Annotated in this window: 16 protein-coding genes; 5 read left to right on the top strand and 11 right to left on the bottom strand. The window is 60.6% G+C overall.

Going from position 1 to position 20,766, the window contains the following annotated elements; translation table 11 throughout:
• Positions 1–77 precede the first annotated feature (77 nt).
• Positions 78–1,145: a PstS family phosphate ABC transporter substrate-binding protein gene (locus GTQ55_RS00335; protein WP_183946624.1), complete on the bottom strand. Its 1,068-nt coding sequence runs from the start codon at positions 1,143–1,145 to the stop codon at positions 78–80.
• A 253-nt stretch (positions 1,146–1,398) separates the two neighbouring features.
• Between GTQ55_RS00335 and GTQ55_RS00330 the strand changes: the two genes are divergently transcribed.
• Together GTQ55_RS00330 and GTQ55_RS00325 are read left to right on the top strand one after the other, a co-directional pair.
• Positions 1,399–2,034, top strand: coding sequence for a TRAP transporter small permease subunit (locus tag GTQ55_RS00330; RefSeq protein WP_161856913.1), 636 nt, complete (start codon positions 1,399–1,401; stop codon positions 2,032–2,034).
• Entirely contained in the window at positions 2,031–3,392 is a 1,362-nt protein-coding gene (locus GTQ55_RS00325) for a TRAP transporter large permease (protein ID WP_161856912.1), read from the top strand. The genes GTQ55_RS00330 and GTQ55_RS00325 overlap by 4 nt, the downstream gene beginning before the upstream one ends.
• Before the next feature lie 78 nt (positions 3,393–3,470).
• Here the strand turns inward: GTQ55_RS00325 and GTQ55_RS00320 are convergent, their stop codons facing one another.
• The 4 genes from GTQ55_RS00320 to GTQ55_RS00305 all read right to left on the bottom strand — a co-directional run bounded on the left by GTQ55_RS00320 (position 3,471) and on the right by GTQ55_RS00305 (position 9,965).
• Positions 3,471–6,599 carry an efflux RND transporter permease subunit gene (locus GTQ55_RS00320; RefSeq protein ID WP_161856911.1) on the bottom strand — a complete coding sequence of 1,043 codons (3,129 nt, stop codon included), beginning with the start codon at positions 6,597–6,599 and terminating at the stop codon, positions 3,471–3,473.
• Positions 6,596–8,176: an efflux RND transporter periplasmic adaptor subunit gene (locus GTQ55_RS00315; RefSeq protein WP_161856910.1), complete on the bottom strand. Its 1,581-nt coding sequence runs from the start codon at positions 8,174–8,176 to the stop codon at positions 6,596–6,598. Before GTQ55_RS00315 ends, GTQ55_RS00320 begins: the two co-directional genes overlap by 4 nt.
• A gap of 18 nt (positions 8,177–8,194) precedes the next feature.
• Positions 8,195–9,490 (bottom strand): TolC family protein, encoded by a 1,296-nt coding sequence (locus GTQ55_RS00310; protein WP_161856909.1) that lies wholly within the window; start codon positions 9,488–9,490, stop codon positions 8,195–8,197.
• A gap of 106 nt (positions 9,491–9,596) precedes the next feature.
• On the bottom strand, positions 9,597–9,965 hold the full coding sequence (locus GTQ55_RS00305) for a hypothetical protein (RefSeq protein ID WP_161856908.1): 369 nt from the start codon (positions 9,963–9,965) through the stop codon (positions 9,597–9,599).
• Between the two features lie 210 nt (positions 9,966–10,175).
• Between GTQ55_RS00305 and GTQ55_RS00300 the strand changes: the two genes are divergently transcribed.
• Positions 10,176–10,565, top strand: a complete 390-nt coding sequence (locus GTQ55_RS00300) for an acyl-CoA thioesterase (RefSeq protein WP_161856907.1) — start codon at positions 10,176–10,178, stop codon at positions 10,563–10,565.
• A gap of 40 nt (positions 10,566–10,605) precedes the next feature.
• On the opposite strand, the gene GTQ55_RS00295 is transcribed toward GTQ55_RS00300, so the two are convergent.
• Positions 10,606–11,202 (bottom strand): MLKL N-termimal domain-containing protein, encoded by a 597-nt coding sequence (locus GTQ55_RS00295; RefSeq protein ID WP_161856906.1) that lies wholly within the window; start codon positions 11,200–11,202, stop codon positions 10,606–10,608.
• A 233-nt stretch (positions 11,203–11,435) separates the two neighbouring features.
• On the opposite strand from GTQ55_RS00295, the gene groES reads away from it, so the two are divergent.
• Both groES and groL read left to right on the top strand, forming a co-directional pair.
• A complete protein-coding gene (gene groES, locus GTQ55_RS00290) occupies positions 11,436–11,756 on the top strand; it encodes a co-chaperone GroES (RefSeq protein ID WP_161856905.1) in 321 nt (106 codons plus the stop codon).
• Positions 11,753–13,381, top strand: coding sequence for a chaperonin GroEL (groL, locus tag GTQ55_RS00285; protein ID WP_161856904.1), 1,629 nt, complete (start codon positions 11,753–11,755; stop codon positions 13,379–13,381). The genes groES and groL overlap by 4 nt, the downstream gene beginning before the upstream one ends.
• Positions 13,382–13,392: 11 nt before the next feature.
• On the opposite strand, the gene pbp4b is transcribed toward groL, so the two are convergent.
• The 5 genes from pbp4b to uvrD form a co-directional block, all read right to left on the bottom strand.
• On the bottom strand, positions 13,393–14,793 hold the full coding sequence (gene pbp4b, locus GTQ55_RS00280; protein ID WP_161856903.1) for a penicillin binding protein PBP4B: 1,401 nt from the start codon (positions 14,791–14,793) through the stop codon (positions 13,393–13,395).
• A 366-nt stretch (positions 14,794–15,159) separates the two neighbouring features.
• Entirely contained in the window at positions 15,160–16,020 is an 861-nt protein-coding gene (locus GTQ55_RS00275; protein ID WP_161856902.1) for a PA4780 family RIO1-like protein kinase, read from the bottom strand.
• A gap of 388 nt (positions 16,021–16,408) precedes the next feature.
• A complete protein-coding gene (locus GTQ55_RS00270) occupies positions 16,409–16,843 on the bottom strand; it encodes a DUF6795 domain-containing protein (RefSeq protein ID WP_161856901.1) in 435 nt (144 codons plus the stop codon).
• 326 nt (positions 16,844–17,169) lie between these two features.
• Positions 17,170–18,303, bottom strand: a complete 1,134-nt coding sequence (locus GTQ55_RS00265; protein ID WP_161856900.1) for a TRAP transporter substrate-binding protein — start codon at positions 18,301–18,303, stop codon at positions 17,170–17,172.
• Positions 18,304–18,369: 66 nt separating this feature from the next.
• Positions 18,370–20,598, bottom strand: coding sequence for a DNA helicase II (gene uvrD / locus GTQ55_RS00260; RefSeq protein WP_161856899.1), 2,229 nt, complete (start codon positions 20,596–20,598; stop codon positions 18,370–18,372).
• Between the last annotated feature and the right edge of the window lie 168 nt (positions 20,599–20,766).

Below are 20,766 nucleotides of genomic sequence, written 5' to 3'. Positions count from 1 at the left end.
TACGGAAACGGCCAAGCCCCTCTGGGCTTGGCCGGTAATTCCATCTACCTGAAGTTTCTCTCGAGTACCCGCCGTTTTTATTTCGCGGCCAGGTTGGTCAGGGCATTCAGCTTGCGTACGTTGTTGGCGACCTGCTGACGCTGGGCATTGGGCAGCGGGATCATGCCTTTGTCGGCCAGGTAACCTTCTTCGCCCCAGGCCCGGTTGTTGGTGAACTCCGCCAGGAACTGCTTGATACCGGGCACCACATCCACATGCGCTTTTTTCACATAGATGAACAGCGGACGGGAAACCGGGTATTTCTGATCCGCAATGGAGTCGAACGTCGGCTCCTGGCCTTCAATCAGTGAGCCCTGCACTTTGTCGGCATTCTGGTCGAGGAAACTGAAACCGAAGATGCCGAGGGCATTCGGGTTGGCCGCGAGCTTGTTCACAATCAGGTTGTCGTTCTCACCAGCTTCGATATAGGCACCATCTTCACGGATGTTGTGGCAGATGGCTTTGAAGGCATTCTTGTCACTGCTCTTCTTGGCCGCGATCCAGTCGAACTTCTTGCAGCCACCTTCCATCGCCAGCTCGGCAAAGGCGTCGCGGGTACCGGAAGTCGGGGGCGGGCCCAGCACTTCGATCTCGTGTGCAGGGAGCGCCGGGTTCACGTCTTTCCAGGTCTTGTACGGGTTTGCAACCAGTGTCTCAGAGCCATCCGGGTTGGGCACGTCTTTCGCCAGCGCCAGAAACAGATCCTTGCGCGTCAGCTCAAAGCGCTGATCGCTCTTCGCGTTGGCAAGTACGATACCGTCAAAGCCAATCTGGACTTCCACCACGTCAACGCCGTTTTCATTACACATTTCCAGCTCGGACTGCTTGATACGGCGGGAGGCACCGGTGATGTCCGCCGTATTCTCACCCACGCCCTGGCAGAACAGCTTCATGCCACCGCCGGTGCCGGTGGATTCCACAACCGGGGTCTTGAACTGGGTCGCGCGGCTGAAGCGCTCCGCTACCACAGTGGTAAACGGGTAAACGGTGGAAGAGCCGACAATGCTGATATGGTCGCGTGCGGCCAGTGCCGCGCTGGACGCAGCAATGGTCAGGGCTGCCAGCGCTGAGGCCAGAACAGTTTTGCTCGCAGAACGGTTGTTCATTGGTATCTCCAAAAGGTGGTCGATTTATCTGCACGCGACGCATGCTATGTCGAACTGGTGACGATTCTATGAATGAAAAGTTACAAACAGGTTACAGCCGTCGGCGCACTTAATGACCAAGTGGCAAACCATGGTCAGCCACCCTGAAAAGCTCGATACAGGCGGGTCAGCGGCAGTACTGGCGCAAACTTTGACCAGCAGGTACGCTCTGCTTTCATCAGTACAAGAATAAAGATGATCTGAGAGATTCCCCATGAAGTACCCCCCGCAATCACTTCTACTGGGCACCGCCGCGCGGTTGGACCGCTTTGCCAGCCTTAGCGGCCGCATGCTGGGCTGGCTCACCCTGGCCATGGTGCTCATCCAGAGCCTGATCGTGGCCCTGCGCTATGGGTTTGATGGTGGCTCGCTGGCCCTGCAGGATACTGTCACCTACCTGCACGGCGCCGCGTTTATGCTCGGCCTCGCCTACGCGCTGCAGGCCGGCGCCCACGTGCGGGTGGACGTCTTCTACCGCACCATGTCTGCCCGCGGCAAGGCCTGGGTCGACGCGGTGGGCTGCCTTGTTTTCCTGCTGCCGATTTGCGCGTTCATTGCCGTGGGCAGCTGGCAGTTTGCCGCCAATAGCTGGACGGTACTGGAATCGAGCGCCAGTGCTGACGGCCTGGGCGGTGTCTATCTGCTGAAAAGCCTGATCCCCCTGGCCGCGGCAACGCTGGCGCTGCAAGGTGTCTCGCAGTTCACCCGTGCGCTTAACACCCTGATGCAGGTCGAATCCCGTTCCGCTACCGCCGAGCCCAGCAAGGCCCCGGATACCGCGGCAGCAGAACAGACTTCCGGCAAACCCCACCCGCTGGTGCGCGAAGCCGCCGGGGAGGCCAGCGCATGATGGAGCTGATTCCCCTGTTGATGTTCGTGGCGGTGTGCGCCGCGTTGATGTTCGGTTATCCGGTGGCCTTCACCCTCGGCGGCACCGCGCTGATCGCTGCGGGCCTGGGTATTGTCGGCGGTGTGTTCGACGCGGAACTCCTCAGGGCCTTCCCCGATCGCCTCTACGGCATCATGCAGAACGGCACCCTGATGGCGGTGCCGCTGTTCGTGTTGATGGGCGTGATGCTGGAGCGGGCACGTATCGCCGAGGAGCTGCTGGTCAACCTGGCGCGGGTATTTTCCGGTATTCCCGCCGGCATGGCGGTATCCGTGGTGGTGGTCGGCGCACTGCTCGCCGCCAGCACCGGTATCGTGGGCGCCACCGTGGTGACCATGGGCCTGATGTCCCTGCCCACCATGCTGAAGCGCGGCTATTCCCCCAAACTCGCCACCGGCACCATCTGTGCCACCGGCACCCTCGGGCAGATCATTCCCCCGTCTATTGCGCTGGTGCTGCTGGGCGACACCCTGTCCAATGCCTATCAACAGGCGCAGCTGTCGCAGGGGATCTTCAATCCCAAACCGGTAAGCGTCGGCGACCTGTTTATGGGCGCAATCATTCCCGGTCTGCTGCTGGTGGCGGCGTATATCCTGTACCTGCTGTTCATCGCCCGGCGAGAGCCGGCGGTGTCGCGTACCTCAGGGGAGGAGGTCGATCTGCTGCAGACCCTGAAAAGCCTGTTCCCGCCGATCGCACTGATGCTGCTGGTTCTCGGGTCGATCATTACCGGCGCGGCCACCCCCACCGAGGCGGCCGCCGTGGGTGCGCTCGGTGCCGGCATCCTCGCGTGGGGCCGCGGCGCACTGAACTGGGCCCGTGCCGGGGAAGTGGGACAAAGCACGCTGCAGGTCACCGCGATGGTGTTCGCCATCCTGATCGGGGCCTCGCTGTTCTCGCTGGTATTCCGCGGTTTTGGTGGTGAGGAAGTGGTTACCCACTTGTTCGAAAGCCTGCCCGGTGGCGTGGTCGGCGCAACCCTGCTGGTGATGCTGATCATCTTCCTGCTGGGCTTTATCCTCGACTTTATCGAAATCACTTTTGTGGTGGTGCCGATTGTCGGGCCGGTACTGCTGGCGATGGGGCTGGATCCGGTGTGGCTGGGCGTGATGATTGCGCTGAACCTGCAGACTTCCTTCCTGACACCGCCCTTTGGTTTTGCGCTGTTCTATCTGCGCGGGGTCGCGCCTGCAGAAGTGGCTACCGGCGCTATTTACAGCGGGGTGGTGCCGTTTATTGCGATTCAGTTGCTGGTGATGTTGCTGCTGGCGGTTTGGCCGGCGCTGGCGACCTGGCTGCCGGGGTTCGTGGCCAGCTAATCTAATCCACCCCATGGATCGCTCTTTAGCTGGCCCGGTGGTGGTAGCGCACCCGGTACTCCGCCGCCACAACACCAGTTACGAAGCGCTCGCCAACCCCCGACCTTTCCACAGGCGATATACCGAGGGGATCACCACCAGGGTCAGCAGCATGGCACTCACCATGCCCCCCACCATCGGCGCGGCAATGCGTTGCATCACCTCGGAGCCGACACCGGAACCAATCATCACCGGCACCAGGCCGATAAACACCGTGGCGGTGGTCATCAGCACCGGGCGCATGCGCTGACCGGCACCGCGGCGGATTGCATCCAGCAGATCATCGAGGGCCGGTTTGCGGTCGGCGGCTTCGCACTCCGCCAGCGCCCGTTTCCAGGCCTGGTTGAGATACACCAGCATGATCACCCCGATCTCCACTGCCACCCCGGCCAGTGCGATAAAGCCCACGCCCACTGCCACCGACAGGTTGAAGTCCAGCCAGTACAGCAGCCACAGGCCGCCGATCAGTGCCATTGGCAGGGTGCCCATGATCACCAGCACCTCGCCCCAGTGGCGGAAACTGAAATACAGCAGCAGCACGATGATGCCGAGGGTGACCGGCAGCAGCAGACCCAGGCGTTCGCGGGCGCGCTCCATGTATTCGTACTGCCCAGACCACGCCAGCGAGTAGCCCGGCGGCAACGCCAGTTCACTCGCCACCAGCTGCTGTGCCTCCGCCACCCAGGAGCCCAGGTCGCGATTGGCGATGTCGATATAGATCCAACCGTTGGGGCGCGCGTTCTCGGTCTTGATCATCGGCGGGCCGCTCTCGACCGCGATGGTCGCCACATCGCCGAGGCTCAGATGGGTACCGTTGGGAGCCACCAGCGGCAGGGAGCGCAGGTTCTCCGGTGAGTCACGCCAGGCCTGTGGATAACGCACGTTGATCGGATAGCGCTCCAGTCCCTCGACCGTCTCACCCACTTTCTTGCCGCCCACTGCGGTGTCGATCACCGTCTGCACGTCCTGAATATTCAGGCCGTAGCGTGCCGCCGCGCTGCGGTCGATATCGATGTCGATATAGCGGCCGCCCTCCACGCGCTCGGCAAACACCGACGCAGTGCCGGGCACGTTCTTGAGCAGGGATTCAAGGCGGGTGCCGATCTTTTCGATCCGGTGCAGGTCGGCGCCGGCGATCTTGATGCCGACAGGAGTCTTGATACCGGTGGCGAGCATGTCGATGCGGGTCTTGATCGGCATCACCCAGGCGTTGGTCACGCCGGGCAGCTGTACCGCCGCATCCAGTTCCGCGCGCAGCTTTTCCGGGGTCATACCGTCGCGCCACTGATCGCGGGGCTTGAAGCGGATGATGGTCTCCACCATGGTCAGCGGCGCCGGGTCGGTGGCGGTTTCCGCGCGGCCCATCTTGCCCCACACCTGCGCCACTTCGGGTACCTGCATGATCATCTTGTCGGTCTGCTGCAGTAGCTCGCGGGCCTTGCCGATGGAAATGCCGGGATGGGTGCTGGGCATATACATCAGGTCGCCCTCGTCCAGCGGCGGCATGAATTCGCTGCCGGTTCTGGACAGCGGATACAGCGCACTGGCGAGCAACGCCAGCGCGGTAACGACCACGAGTAGCGGATAGCGGATCGCCAGTTCCAGCGCCGGGCGATACGCGGCGGTAAAGGCGCGGTTGATGGGGTTGGCCTGTTCCGGCTTCACCTCGCCCCGCACCAGATAGCCCATCAGCACCGGTACCAGCGTGATGGCAAGGCCGGCGGCCACCGCCATGGCGTAGGTCTTGGTGTAAGCCAAGGGTGCGAACAGGCGGCCCTCCTGGCCCTCCAGAGCGAATACGGGCAGGAAGCTCAGGGTGATGATCAGCAGGCTGAAGAACAGTGGTGGCCCCACCTCGCTGGCGGCCTCGCCGACCACCTTCCACCGATTCTCCTCGGTAAGCGGGGTGCGCTCCATATGCTTGTGCAGGTTCTCGATCATCACGATCGCACCGTCCACCATGGCGCCGATGGCAATGGCGATACCGCCCAGGCTCATGATGTTGGCGTTGATGCCCTGCAGGTGCATCACCACGAAGGCGCCGATGATACCGAGCGGCAGGCTGATGGCGATCACCAGCGAAGAACGCAGGTGAAACAGGAACAACGCGCACACCAGCGCCACCACGATAAATTCCTGCAACAGCTTGTGCCACAGGTTGTCCACCGCGCTGTCGATCAGCTCGCTGCGATCGTAGGTGGGCACGATTTCCACCCCTGCCGGCAGGCTGCGCTGGAGTTCCTGCAAGCGCGCGCGCACGCGATCGATCACCGCGCGCGCGTTTTCGCCAAAGCGCATCACGATGACGCCGCCGACGGCCTCGCCCTCGCCGTTGAGTTCCGACAGGCCGCGGCGCATCTGCGGGCCCAGGTGGACATCCGCCACGTCCCGCAGCAACAGCGGGGTGCCGCTGTCGTTGACCAGCAGCGGTAGCTGGCGCAAGTCTTCCACGCTCTGGATATAGCCGCTGGCGCGCACCATATATTCGGCTTCGGCCATCTCCACCACCGAGGCGCCTGACTCGCGGTTGCCGCGCTCGATGGCATCCTGCACCTGGGCCAGGGTGAGGTCGTAGGCGCGCAGGCGCAGCGGATCCACCTGCACCTGGTATTGCCGCACCATACCGCCCACGGTCGCTACCTCGGACACACCGGGCAGGGTCTGCAGCTCGTATTTCAGGAACCAGTCCTGCAGCGAGCGCAGCTGCGCCAGGTCGTGTTTACCGGTGGGGTCCACCAGGGTGTAGCTGTAGATCCAGCCCACGCCGGTGGCATCCGGGCCCAGTTCCGGGCTGGCGGCCGCGGGCAGGCGCGGCGCCACCTGACTCAGGTATTCCAGTACCCGGGATCTGGCCCAGTAAAGGTCGACATCGTCGTCGAAAATGACGTAAACGTAGGAGTCGCCGAAAAAGGAATAACCGCGCACGGTATGCGCGCCGGGCACGCTCAGCATGGCGGTGGTAAGCGGATAGGTGACCTGGTCTTCCACCACCTGCGGCGCCTGACCCGGGTAGCTGGTTTTGACGATCACCTGCACGTCAGACAGGTCCGGCAGCGCGTCCACCGGCGTGTTGCGCAGGCTATAGAGTCCGGCAATGGCCAGTACCACCGCGGCAATCAGCACCAGTGCGCGATTGTGCAGGGACCATTGAATGATGCGCGCGATCATTTCTGCGGCTCCTGCTGCCCGTGGTGATCCATTTCAGGCTCCGTGTCCCCGTGATCCATGTCACCGTGGCCCATCTGCGAATGGTCCATGTCTCCACCGGCATCCCCGGCCACGGCACGGGTGGCGATCACCTCGTATTTACCGTCCTCGCGCTGATGCATCTGCACCCGCAGCGGTGCGCCGCTTTCCAGCGCCTTGCGCAGGTCATTCTGTGCAGCCTCCGCCACATAAAAACCCATCACCATGCCGGGCCAGTCCCATTCCGGCACCGGGCCGTGATCGAGGCGCGCGTAGTGGTTGTCGTCGGGCATGCTGAGCACCGTGGCTTCGGCCCAGGCGGTATCGGATTTTGCCGATTTTTGACCGGTTTTAGCGGCACTTTTCCCTTCTATTCGCTGTAGATCGGCGCTGATACTGGACTCGGAGTCCAGCAGGAACTGGGCCGAGGTCACCACTTGTGTGCCGGGCGCGATACCGGCGAGGATTTCCACCCGCTGGCCCAGCTCGCGTCCCACACGTACCCGCACCGAGCGGTAGCGCCCCGCGCCCTCGGCAATCACCAGCCGGTCCATGTCACCGGTGCGGATCAGCGCGCCGCGCGGCACGGTGAGCGTGTTCACTTTGGGGCCCTCCAGTTGCAGGCGCACGAACATGCCCGGACGCAGGGACTTGTCCCGGTTTTCCACCAGTACCCGCACGCGCAGGGTACGGGTCTCGGGATCCAGGTCCGGCAGGATGTGCACCAGTTTGCCGGTCCAGCTGCGGCCGGGGGCGAAGTCGCCCTGCAGGGTAGCGGTATCGCCCACCTGCACCTGGCCGCCCTGTTTCGGGAACAGCTCGCCTTCGACCCATACGGTGTCCAGCGGACCAATACTCATCAGGGTGGTGGCGGGGGTGATGTACATGCCGTCGCGGGCCGCGAACTCGTTCACATAGCCATCGGCGGGCGAGTGGAGAGTGATGGTCTGGCTGACCTCGCGGGTGCGACTGACCTCCCGCACCTGGTCCGCGGGCACCCCGAGGGTATTCAGGCGTTCGCGGGTGGCCTCGATCAGGGTGCGGTTGCCACTCTCCAGTGCCGCCACCAGTTCGCTCTGTGCCTTTACCAGTTCCGGCGAGTAGATCTCGACCAGCGGCTGGCCCTTGCGTACGCGGTCGCCCACGGCCTTTACCCAGCTTTTGTGCACCCAGCCGCTCAGGCGGGTGTGCACATGGTGCAGCTTGTCCTCGTCCAGTTGCACCAGGCCCACGGTGTCCACCTGTGTGGCCACCGGGCCTTGCTGCGCAGCGGCGGTGCGCACACCCAGATTGTTCTCCACCTGCGGCGAGATGGAGACCGTGCCAGGCGCAGATTCTTCTTCCTCGCCTTCATACACCGGCACCAGGTCCATGCCCATGGGCGACTTGCCCGGGCCCTCGCGACGATAGTTGGGATCCATGGGCGCGACCCAGTAGAGAATTTTCTTTTCATCGCCGCCGCTTTGCGCCGAGTCGTCGCCACCGGACAGGCCGCGGCCGACAAGAATCCCCACCACCAGGGCAATAAGGGCAAGGACAACAATCAATACTTTGTTCATAACTTGGGAAACCGCTGGTTATTTGCTGTTGGCATCGATGCGCGGATCAACGGCACGGAAGTAACGGATGCGCGCCAGGGCGCGGAAGTAGTCGTAGGTAAGGCGGGCGGCGCTAATCTGGGTCTCAATGGCGTCCATACGCGCAGCAATCACCGCTTCGAGATCTGCGGTATTGCTGGCGTAGCCCTTGAGCACTGCATCGGCGGTTGCCTCGGCCTGGGCCAGCAGATCCTCGCGATATTCCGCGCGGCGACGGTCCAGAGTCTGGGCCATGGCCACGGCACCGTTCAGTTCCGCGTGCAATTGCTGCAACAGGCTCTGGCGCTGCAGGATGCCGGCACTCTCGCGCGCACGGCTGGCGGCGAGGCGCCGGTCCTGTCGGTTGTGACGGAATAGCGGCAGGTCGAATGACACCATCACGCTGGCGAAATCCGAGCCGTCACTCATAGGCGTACGATCGCGCTGGCCGTAGCTGAAGTCGACCCCGAACTGGGGTTTGTAGGCCTCCTGCGCCAGTGCCACATTGGCCCGTTCTGCGGCCACCCGGGCGCTACTGGCGGCGACCGCCGGGTGCTGCTCAACGCTGGTCAGGGGCACCGGCAGGGTCTGTCCTGCCAGCCAGTCGCGGGTGTCTCGCCAGGCCGGCGGCGATGTGTCCAGCGCGCCCCAGGCAGCGCCGCCGATCCAGCGGCTCAGGGTACCGCGGGCGCGATTGATCTCCCCGTCCACCGCGGCGATGCGGTCGTCCAGCCTCGCCAGCGCCAGCTGGGACTGCAGCAACTGCTGGGACTGGATCTGTGCGCTGGCAAGACGTGCGCGGTTGTAGCCAACCAGTTCCTGCATCCAGCGCCGGTTCTCCGCCAGCAGTTCGCGCACCCGCAACTGCTCGGCCACGCTGAGGTAGGCGAGCCCCACATCCCGCGCCAGCGCCAGCTCTGTATTCGCGGCACCGGCATAGCCGGCCTCTGCGGTATACGCGCCGCGCTCGCCGGCCAGTGCCGCCGAATTCCCGCGCGGGAGCTTCTGGCTGATGCCGATGACTTTCTGCGTCATCGGCTGGTCGTCGAAGGCGAAGGTGTCGGTAGGCAGGTTGGCGATGCCTACTTTTACCTGCGGATCGGCCCACTGGCTGTCCGCCACCGCGGCCTGTGCCGCGGCATCCGCGGCCGCCAGCGCGGCGGCAGTCTGTGGATCCTGTTCGCTGGCCAGCTGGATAGCACCATCGAGGTTGAGCTGTGCCCATACGGGCACAGTGAATGTGGCAATCAGCAGCGCCGGGGCCAGTCGGCCCAGGGCATGCGCAACAATTCCCATGGATAAGTCCTGTATGACAGATGCTCGATCACGGCGTTAGAAGCATTCGCGATCGTAAAATTAAGCGTCGATTTATACGCCGCGGATGGCGCAAATTAGCTTGGCATCAGGCGCCGATGGGCGGGCGCAACAGGTTTCGCTGTGAAGCGGTGAGGGGAGAGGGGGAGATTGGCTGGAACGGAGGTGTGGCCGGCAGGGCGATGACCTGCCAATCCTGGGCGACAAGCGCCATAGAACCACAGCCGCCGACCGAACAGGTCAGCTGGCACAGATCCTGGTGGGCGGTGTCGGCCGAGTCCTCACAGCAGGGCATATTGCTGTGGTCGGCTTCGGCATGGGTCCCTGCCTCCATCGCCATAGACATGCTCGCGTGCCCACTGGCATCGGCGCCCGGATCGCAGGCAGGGCCCACCGCCAGAGCCAGGCTCTGGGCGGCAAAACACAACAGCATCAGGGTCAGAATCAGTGCACGCATGTCGCGCAGTTTAGGAGATGCGCGAAAAGCAAACAAGCTGGCGCGGATAATGCTTGGATAACACGCATAAGGAGCACAAAAATTTGCGCGACTCATACTGGCTAATTAGTACCCAGCTTGTGTTAGAATGCGCCATCCGAACCGAGGCACCATTGATCCCCCTTCTGATGCCCCTTCGGATCAATAAATCTAAGAATGTGAGCACCAGCGATGTCCGCCATAGATGAAGAACCGCAACCCAGCGGTACCCTGACCCTGCAAACCCAGTCCATGCCACGGGATACCAACCCGCAGGGCGACGTCTTTGCCGGCTGGTTGATGTCGCAGATGGACGTGGCCGGAGCCATCCTCGCCCAGAGCATTGCCCGTGGCCGTGTTACCACCGTCGCCGTAGGCAGCATGGTCTTCCTGCGCCCGGTAACAGTGGGCTCAACCGTCAGCTGCTATGCAGAAACCCTCGAAGTGGGCCGCTCCTCGATCAAGACCCTGGTGGAAGTGTGGCTGACCCGGGTAGATACCGGTGAGCAGGTAAAAGTCACCGAAGGTGAATTCGTGTTCGTTGCCATAGACGATCGCGGGCGTACACGGCCGCTGCCCTGAGCGCCGCAATCCACGCCTGAGTGAGGCTGCGCCCGCAGCCTCAATGCAGTCCGCCTATCTCCGGCAGGACTACTCCCAAACTGCGCAACTGCGCCGCCAGTTGTGGATCTCCGGATTCCCGCCAGCGCTGGAACAGCTGCAGAATGTCTGTCGCATCCATCTCCCGCCCGCGCCCGCACACCGCCGCCACCAGTTCCAGCAAGCGGGCGAAGCGGTCGGCGAGTTCGCTGAATACGCGCCGGTTATGCCGGGCGTTTTCCCCCAGATAGTCGTAGGCGCCGCCGCCCATGCCGATAAAGTAATCCCGGCCTATCCCGCGACGACTGTAGTTTTCCGGAAAGAGTGCGCCCATAAACAGGGCCAGGTCACCCAGCTGGCGCAGGATCAGGCAGCGATGGTAGTGACTGTCCACTTCCACCGCGTCCCGGTACAGCAAGGCGAGCGGACGGATGGAGAGCTCGCCCTCATCAAAACTGAACACCTGGCCACTGTCGCCAAACCGCGCCAGCAGGCTGCCCAGGTACCAGAGGGTTTCCTCCTGCGGGCGCGGGTCGAGATCTTCGGCACCGGCCTGCAGACGCTCGCGGAAAAAGTCCGCCAGCGTACTTTCAAAGGTGGTTTGCGATACGGACGGCATCTGCTCCTCCTTTACACATCGGTCACTACAACTATAAATCCGCCTTTATCCCGCTTCTATTTTTCGACCCCGGATTTTTATAAAAATTTTTTATAAAAAATGGGTTTTTACCCCCCTTGAAAATCCCCGGGCCGCTCCTATTTTCGCGATTGTCGGAAGGGCAACCCAGACCCTCCCCGGCAAACCAACCTTTAACCATTGAAACATCCAAATGCTTATTGGGAGGAAATCCGATGAGTATCAAACCGCTCTACGACCGGGTGGTTGTGAAACGTCTTGCCGCCGAGACCACCACCAAGGGTGGGATCGTCATTCCGGACAAGGCTGCCGAAAAACCCACTCAGGGAGAAGTGATTGCCGCCGGTAGCGGCTCACCGCTGGACAATGGCGAACTGCGCCCGCTGGCCGTCAAGGTGGGAGACCGGGTGCTGTTTGGCCAGTACGCCGGCACGGAAATCAAACACGACGGCGAGACCTATCTGATCGTGAAAGAGTCCGACATCCTCGCCGTACTGGAAGCAGCGGAACAGAAAACAGAGGAGAAAGCCGCATGAGTGCCAAGGTAGTCAAATTCTCCGACGACGCGCGCGAACGCATGCTGGCGGGCGTGAACATTCTCGCCGACGCGGTGAAAGCCACCCTCGGCCCCAAAGGCCGCAATGTGGTGCTGAGCAAAAGCTTCGGTGCACCGCGCATTACCAAAGACGGCGTGTCCGTGGCCAAGGAAATCGAGCTCAAGGACAAATTCCAGAATATGGGCGCGCAGATGGTGAAAGAGGTGGCCTCCAAGACCGCCGACGTGGCCGGTGACGGCACCACCACCGCCACCGTGCTGGCCCAGGCCTTGGTGCGCGAAGGGCACAAGTCCATCGCCGCCGGTATGAACCCCATGGACCTCAAACGTGGCATCGACACTGCAGTAAAGGCGGCGGTGGCAGAGCTGGCGAAACTGGCCAAGCCCTGCGACGACACCAGGTCAATCGGCCAGGTGGGCACCGTGTCAGCCAACTGGAATGAGGACATCGGCCAGATTATCGCCGAGGCGATGGAAAAAGTTGGCCGCGACGGGGTGATTACCGTGGAAGAGGGCAAGTCCCTCAACAACGAGCTGGAAGTCGTGGAAGGCATGCAGTTCGACCGCGGCTACCTGTCTCCGTACTTCATCACCAACCAGGAAAAGATGCAGGCGGAGCTGGATAACCCCTACATCCTGCTGTTCGACAAAAAGATCAGCAATATCCGCGATCTGCTGCCGTTACTGGAATCCGTGGCCAAGGCCGGGCGCCCGCTGGTACTGATTGCCGAGGATATTGAAGGCGAAGCCCTGGCCACCCTGGTGGTGAACAGTCTGCGCGGCACCATCAAGGTCGCCGCGGTAAAAGCACCGGGATTCGGCGACCGCCGCAAAGCCATGCTGGAAGATATCGCTATCCTCACCGGCGGCACCGTGATCTCCGAAGAGGTCGGCCTGACGCTGGAGAAGGTGCAGCTGGAACAGCTGGGCAGTGCCAAGCGTGTGGTCATCAGCAAGGACACCACCGTGGTGGTGGACGGCGCCGGTGACAAGAGCGCCATCGACAGCCGCGTGAAACAGATCCGCGCGGAAATCGAAGCCTCCAGTTCTGACTATGACAAGGAAAAACTGCAGGAACGCGTGGCCAAGCTGGCCGGCGGTGTTGCGGTGATCAAGGTGGGCGCGGCCACCGAAGTGGAAATGAAAGAGAAGAAAGACCTGGTGGACGACGCCTTCCACGCGACCCGCGCGGCGGTAGAAGAAGGTGTTGTTGCCGGCGGTGGCCTGACCCTGGTGCGGGTGGCCGACAGCCTGCGCAAGAACGGCCTGCAAGGTACCAACGACGACCAGCAGGTGGGTATCAATATCGCCCTGCGCGCGATGGAAGAACCCTTCCGTCAGATCGTCGCCAATGCCGGTGTGGAAGGCAGCGTGGTGCTGAACCAGGTGCGCGCCAATGACAGCGCCAACTACGGCTACAACGCCCAGACCGGCGACTACGGCGATATGCTGGAATTCGGCATCATCGACCCCGCCAAGGTCACCCGTTCCGCGCTGCAGAACGCGGGCTCTATCGCCGGGCTGATGCTGACCACCGAAGTGATGGTGGCGGACAAGCCGGAGGAGAACAAATCAGAAGCGGCGGCAGGTGCTTACGATTTCTGATTCACCCTCCATCAATCCAACCCCAGTACTTTTCTTTTCGGGGCCGCAAGGCCCCTTTTTTGTTCCATCGGCTTTTGTTCCATTGCCGCGTATACCGCGGACACCACTTCACCGTAGCGCCCAACCGCAAAGAAATCACCGATAAACCGGCCGGTATTCTTACCGGTCTTGATCACCGGCGAGTGCTTTTTATTGGTGAGCAAAACGATGCCCAGGTCATACTCCGGGTCTATCACGGTGAGGGTGCCGGTCCAACCGGTGTGGCCATAAGCGCGGTTGCTGGCGTGCTCGCCAAACATCCACTTCATACTGTCGTCACCATTGGTCCGCCAACCCAGCGCGAACGTTGGATCCTTTTCTGATGGCTCGGTGAACGCACGGATGGATTCAGCATCGAACAGGGCGATGTCACCGTAGCCACCGCCATTGAGCATTACCTGCAGCAGTACCGCCAGATCACCCGTAGTGGAAAAAAGCCCCGCATGACCTGAAACACCCGCCATCGAATAGTAGGCTTTTTCATCGTGCACCTGGCCCAGCAGCGTATCAGTGCGGATATTGGGAAATGAGATGATACCCCCGCGGGTATTGCCCTGAAGTTCAGTGGCGGCGAACGCAGTCGACTCAAAACCCTTTTGCAGGGGATTGAAGTGGGTTTGCGTCAATTTCAGCGGGGCATAAATGGTTTTCCCGACGTACTCGTCAAGCCTCTGGCCGGTAACCCGCTCGATAATCAGACCGAGCAACATATAGTCCACGTCACTGTAAATACTATCGGTGCGCGGTGGGTACACCAGCGGCGTCTGCACAATCATTTTATGCGTAAGGTCTCTCACCTGAGAGTACAGACCTTTTGCAACCTTCTGATTGTGATATTGCGGGTCGGCCATAAAGCCCGCGCGGTGGCGCAGCACGTCCTCCACGGTCAGGTCATCTTTCCCGCGAATACTGTCGCTATCGTGATCGCGAAATTCCGGCAGGTAATCACGCACTCGTGCCTTTAGATCCAGCCTACCTTCGCTCACCAGCTTCTGCAGTGCAAAATTGGTTGCGTACATTTTGGTGTTGGAAGCCAGATCAAACAGCGTGCCGGTGGTCATCGGCACAAATGTTTTGAGGGCCGCGGTACCGGCAAACTTCTGCCGGTAACCGTAACTGGTGTTTTTGACGATTTTCCCATCGCGGATAATCAACAGGACTGCACCAGGGAATCCGGCGGCCACATCGCGCGAAATCAGGCTATCCAGTTCCTTCAGCTTGTGCGCGGAAAACCCGGCTTCTTCCGGCGATGTCACTGCACGCAATTCGGGGAAGTTTATCGCTTCTGCTGAATCAGCGAGGCTCGGTAGTGCTGTGCACAGCAGGGTATAGGCAAATGCCCAGTAAATCGCGCTCCTGGCCAGATGTCTCATCCCTATCTCCACTCGCTATTTATCGTCATTAAGAATCCAATGCAAGCCAGCATTGTTGCAGATGCGCGATTTCTGCGCCAGCGAACTTGAGGGGCGGGACGATTACTCTGGCGCTACATCGCGGGGGCGATGCGCACGATCACCTGAAGGTCTTCGTGCTGTTTTTCAAACGCCGTTTTGTTGAGGATGAATTTGACGAGTGATGGTGGCGGACAAGCCCGAGGAGAAAAAATCAGACGCGGGGGCGGAAGCCTACGACTTCTGATTCTCCCTCCCTCAATCCAACCCCAGTGCTTTTCTTTTCGGGGCCGCAAGGCCCCTTTTTTTGTCAACCGAATCAAGCCGACGCGGGGGGGCGAGAGGATTCTAATCTACCTCGGCTTCGAGAACGCGCTGCTGCCGCTCCTGCTCCTCCCGCATCACCGCTTGGATCTCTTCCAGAACGCCGTCCACATCGACACCGTCACTGTCACTGTCATCTTCAAACTTCCCGCTGAGTATCGAGTCTGGTGTCAGGTTACCTTCGGCGAACAATGCCCAGATTTCTTTGGCGTACTGCGTGTGTAATAGCTCGGGGGCGAATGCACCATAATAGCGACGCATATTGTTGACATCGCGAGCGAACAATTCTTGTGCGCTGTTGTTGGCTGCGGCATTGATCGCCTGCGGCAGGTCGATGATCACCGGGCCGTAATCATCCACCAGCACGTTAAACTCAGAGAGATCGCCGTGGACAATGCCCGCGCACAGCATCAGGTTGATGTAATGCATCACGAGTGCATGATCTTCTATCGCCTGCTCTGCCGACATGATCACATCGCCGAGTCGCGGAGCGACATCACCCGCTTCATTGGTAACCAGTTCCATCAACAATACACCATCGATGCAACCGTAGGTTTCCGGCACGCGGACACCGGCGCGGGCCAGGCGGGACAGGGCATCGACTTCGGCATTTTGCCAAATCTCTTCCTGCTGTTTGCGGCCATAGTTGGAACGCTTTTCCATGGCGCGCGCCTGGCGACCACTGCGTACTTTTCTACCCTCCTGGTATTGGGCGGCCTTTTTGAAGCTGCGCTTGATCGCATCTTTGTAGACCTTGGCGCAGCGAAGTTGGTCACCGCAGCGGACGATGAAAATATCAGCTTCTTTGCCACTCATCAGGCGGCTGATCACTTCATCGATCAGACCATCGTCGACAAGGGGCTGCAGGCGTTTCGGGGGTTTCACGGGCTTCAACTAATTTGGGGGAGGGCAGGCCGGCATTATGACACCAAAATCGCGGGAAAAATAAGCAGTTTTCACCGGTAGTCATATGGGGATGATTCGGACACCCAGTCACCAGTAGTCCAGTGTCCCCGGAAAATAAACATTATTGGATTATTATTCCAGTATCGCTGCGTCGCGGTTCTTATATGTCAGGAGGGGTTGTCGAGTGTGTCCTGGTTGGCATCGACTGCGCCGGCGGCACGACGGTGCTGCCTCCTGCTAAACGCCACGGCCCTCTGCGAGGGTTGCGCTCAGTGCCGGTTTACTGATTTCGTTTACTCTGGATGAAAGCTTCGGTAGCAGATTGCGAGGGAAATCTTGCGTAATTCTGAAAATCCTTGTTCTATTATTAAAAAATATCTGCCTTGATATTTGGATCTACATCCCACTTACACTTGGCAATAAAAGGCTGACGATCTACGTTGATAACCTCATCTTCCTGCGTCAGCTCACAGGTTACCACCAACGGTTTACCACGCGATTCTGCGTTTTCTTCCCATTTGCGCTTTACACCGGACCAGATTTTGTATTCCTTGTCATTGAACGAGACATTGATCAACTGGCCTACAACAAACTCCTGCGGCAGAAAATTCACAATATGCCGTTCATAGATGCCGGGCATTTCAAAATACCCGTTACCGTCTGTCACCGCCTCGTCTTGGCTCTTTTTCTGGTAATCCGTTGTTCTCACTATCCTGGCGCCGGCGACGGGTTTCCCCTCGTATAGAACGACACCGGAAATTGGTGAAAAAGTGCAAACCTTACCTGCATCAAAAATAGACATAGCGAACGCTGTACCCGAGATAAACGCCAAGAAAACGCACAGTGATAAATTGCGCAGCATTGTTATAAGAACCTGTGCGAGAAGAACTGACTTGTGCAATCTATGCACGCCAAACTAGGACTGCATATTAATAACCCACTGGGCAATGTCAAAAATATAAAATAGTGTCAGACTCAATTTCCAAATTGAGTACAGATGTGCCAGATAAGAAGGCAGCTCGCGGGGCGCTAAAGGGGATGAAGCCAAAGAGAGGAGGGCATCGACGCAAAGCATGAACGGCTTAACGTCGACACAGAAATTTAAAAGGAATAAGAAGTTCGTAACGATTACTCTGGCGCGACATCGCGCGTCTGGTAATACGCCTCTTCACTGATCCGATGGTAGGGAATTACCTGGGATTCAAATTCCTTGAACGCCTCGTACACACGATGAAACTGCGGATCCTCCGCCGCGGTTTTTTCCATGATGTTTTGATTGATCGTTTTCAGGTGGGCGATGACCTCGTCCGGCAGTCGGCGCAGCTCTACCCCGTGCTCTTCCACCAGCTCTTTCAGTGCGCGGTTGTTGCGCGCGGTATATTCATCGAGCATGTCCTGGTTGGCATCGCGGGCGGCGGTGCGCACGATGGCCTGGAGATCTTTTGGCAGCTTTTCGAAGGCGGTTTTGTTGATGATGATTTCGAGGATCGAACCCGGCTCGTGCCAGCCCGGGTAGTAGTAGTATTTGGCGATCTGGTGGAAACCGAAGGCGAGGTCGTTGTAAGGGCCCACCCATTCGGTAGCGTCGATCACACCGGTCTGCAGGGCGGTGTAGAGTTCGCCACCGGGGATGGTGACCGCGGTACCACCGGCGCGGTTCAGCACCTCGCCTCCGAGGCCCGGGATGCGCATCTTGAGCCCCTTGAGGTCGTCGACGGTGTTGATTTCCTTGTTGAACCAGCCCGCCATCTGTACGCCGGTGGAGCCGCCGGCCATGGGAATCAGGTCAAACGGCGCATAGATTTCTTCCCACAGTTCCAGGCCGCCGCCATAGTGCAGCCAGCCATTCATCTCCTGGGCGTTTAATCCAAACGGTACCGCGGTAAAAAACTGCGCGGCGGGCACCTTGCCCTTCCAGTAATAGGCCGCACCGTGGCCTACTTGTGCAGCGCCATCAGATACCGCCCCGAACACGCCCATGGCCGGCACCAGCTCTCCGGCACCGTAGACCTTGATCTTCAGGCGGCCGTTGGACATCTCTGACACATTTTTGGCAAAGCGCTCGGGCGCACTGCCAAGGCCGGGGAAATTTTTCGGCCAGGTGGTGACCAGCTTCCACTCAAAGGTCTGCTGGCCAGTGTTTTCGATCGATGTAACCGTCTGCTCCTGGTCCGAGCGGGACACCACCAGCGCGCCGAAGGTAACGACCAGCAGGGCGAGCAAGCCAAGAATGACAGGGGGATACCAGTTTATTTTTTTCATGTCCGTTTGAGTTTTTATTGTTTTATTTCGCCACCCTGGCGCATGCCGGGATGGCAGTGTCGACGTTTATAGCGGCTGCAACTTGGCCATGGATACTACCAGCCATTTGCTGCCGGCGTCGTCGAAGTTGACCTGCACTCGCGCGCGCGGGCCAGAGCCTTCGAACTGGACCACCGTGCCCTCGCCGAATTTGGCGTGATCCACACGGCCTCCGAGCGCCAGGGGTGGCACGTCGTCGTCGAACTCGGGGGCCGGGTCGGAAAACTGGCCGGCGCCACCACCGAACTTGCCATAGTTCGGCTGGAACAGGGGTTTGGAGATCTCGCTCTTGAGCCGTACCTCGTGGATATATTCCACCGGGATTTCACTCACGAAGCGCGACGGCTTGTTGTAGGTTTCGCTGCCGAACAGGCGGCGGCTTTCGGCGTAGGTGATATACAGCTTCTGCATCGCGCGGGTGATACCCACGTAACACAGGCGCCGCTCCTCCTCCATGCGCCCGGGCTCCTGGGCCGACATCTTGTGCGGGAAGAGGTTTTCCTCCACACCGGCCATAAATACCAGCGGGAACTCGAGGCCCTTGGCCGAGTGCAGCGTCATCAGCTGCACCGCATCTTCAAACTCGTCCGCCTGGCCCTCGCCGGCGTCCAGCGCGGCGCTGTCGAGGAACTGGTTAATCAGTGGAATTTCTTCCTCGTCCACCGCCTCGCCATCGGCATCGACCGTGGGTATGCCGTCGAAGGCGCGACAGGCACTGACCAGTTCCTGCAGGTTTTCCACCCGGGTCTGGCCCTTCTCGCCCTTTTCCTTGCCGTGAAAGTCGATCAGGCCGGTCTGCTCGATGGCCATCTCGGCGATGTGATCGAGGCTCTTGTCGGTGCTCTCTTCGTCCAGTGCGTCGATCAGGCTGAGGAAGTTCGCCAGCGCGTTGCCGGCGCGGGCCGCGAGGACTTTCTGCTGCAGCATTTTCGCCGCGGCGTCCCACATGGAGCTGCCGTGCTCGCGGGCGAATTCCCGCACCAGCTCCACAGTGCGCGCACCGATGCCGCGGGTCGGGGTGTTCACCACCCGCTCGAAGGAGGTGTCATCGTGGCGGTTGGTAATCAGACGCATGTAGGACAGCGCATTCTTGATCTCCATGCGCTCGTAGAAGCGCTGGCCGCCGTAGATGCGGTAGGGCACCTGCTCCCGCAGCAGCCCTTCTTCCAGCACCCGCGACTGGGCGTTGGAGCGGTACAGGATGGCAATGCTGTCGCGGCGGTTGCCGTCGCGCACCCAGTCCTTGATGCGCTCGACGATAAAGCGCGCTTCGTCCTGCTCGTTGTACGCGGAGTAAAGCGCGATGGGCTCGCCCTTGTCGCCCTCGGTCCACAGCTCCTTGCCGAGGCGGCCGGAATTGTGCGCGATCACCGCGTTGGCCGCGTTCAGGATGGTGCTGGTGGAACGGTAGTTCTGCTCCAGGCGCACCGTCTGCACATCTTTCAGGTCCGCCTCGAAGTGCTGGATATTCTCGATCTTGGCACCGCGCCAGCCATAGATCGACTGGTCGTCGTCGCCCACTGCGGTGATGCAGCACTGATCCCCGGCCAGCAGGCGCAGCCAGGCATATTGAATGGTGTTGGTGTCCTGGAACTCGTCCACCAGGATGTACGGAAAGCGGCGGCGGTAGTGGGCGAGAATGCTGTCGTTGTTCAGCAGCAGCTCGTGCGCGCGCAACAGCAGCTCACCAAAATCCACCACGCCGGCGCGCTGGCAGGCTTCTTCATAGGCGCTGTAAATACGCACCATGGTCTGCAGCCAGGGATCGCCAGTTAGCTGGATATACTGCGGGCGGATGCCCTCATCCTTCTGCGCACCGATCCACCACTGGGTCTCCCGCGGGGACCACTTCTTCTCGTCGAGCCCCAGCCCGTTCTGCACCCGCTTGATCAGGCGCAGCTGATCGTCGCTGTCGAGGATCTGGAAATTCTGCGGCAGCTTCGCTTCCTGCCAGTGGGCGCGCAGCAGGCGGTGGGCGAGACCGTGGAAGGTGCCCACCCACATGCCAAAGGTATTTACCCCCAGCAGCTCCTCAATGCGCCCGCGCATCTCGCGCGCGGCCTTGTTGGTAAAGGTCACTGCCATGATGGAGTAGGGCGACGCCCCCTCTACCTGCATCAGCCAGGCGATGCGATGCACCAGCACGCGGGTCTTGCCCGAGCCGGCACCGGCGAGAACCAGTTGATTGCCCGGCGGCGCGGCCACAGCCTCGCGTTGGGGGTCGTTGAGGGGGTCTAAGAGTTCAGATACGTCCATGGGGGCGGATTGTATCAGGGGTTTTGGGATAACTGGGTATATAAACAGGGTTTTGTGGTCCGTCCAATCCACGTCCTGTGGCGGGCCTGCTACCGGGTAGAGCTTTGCGGGACCGTCTGCGGCCAGGACGGCCGCAGCCGAGCCCCCATGGATGGGTCCACGGCGTGT

The organism is Microbulbifer hydrolyticus (genome assembly GCF_009931115.1).
GTDB lineage: Bacteria > Pseudomonadota > Gammaproteobacteria > Pseudomonadales > Cellvibrionaceae > Microbulbifer > Microbulbifer hydrolyticus.
The sequence above is the reverse complement of the archived record's forward strand: the minus strand, read 5'-3'. Positions and strand labels throughout refer to the sequence as shown.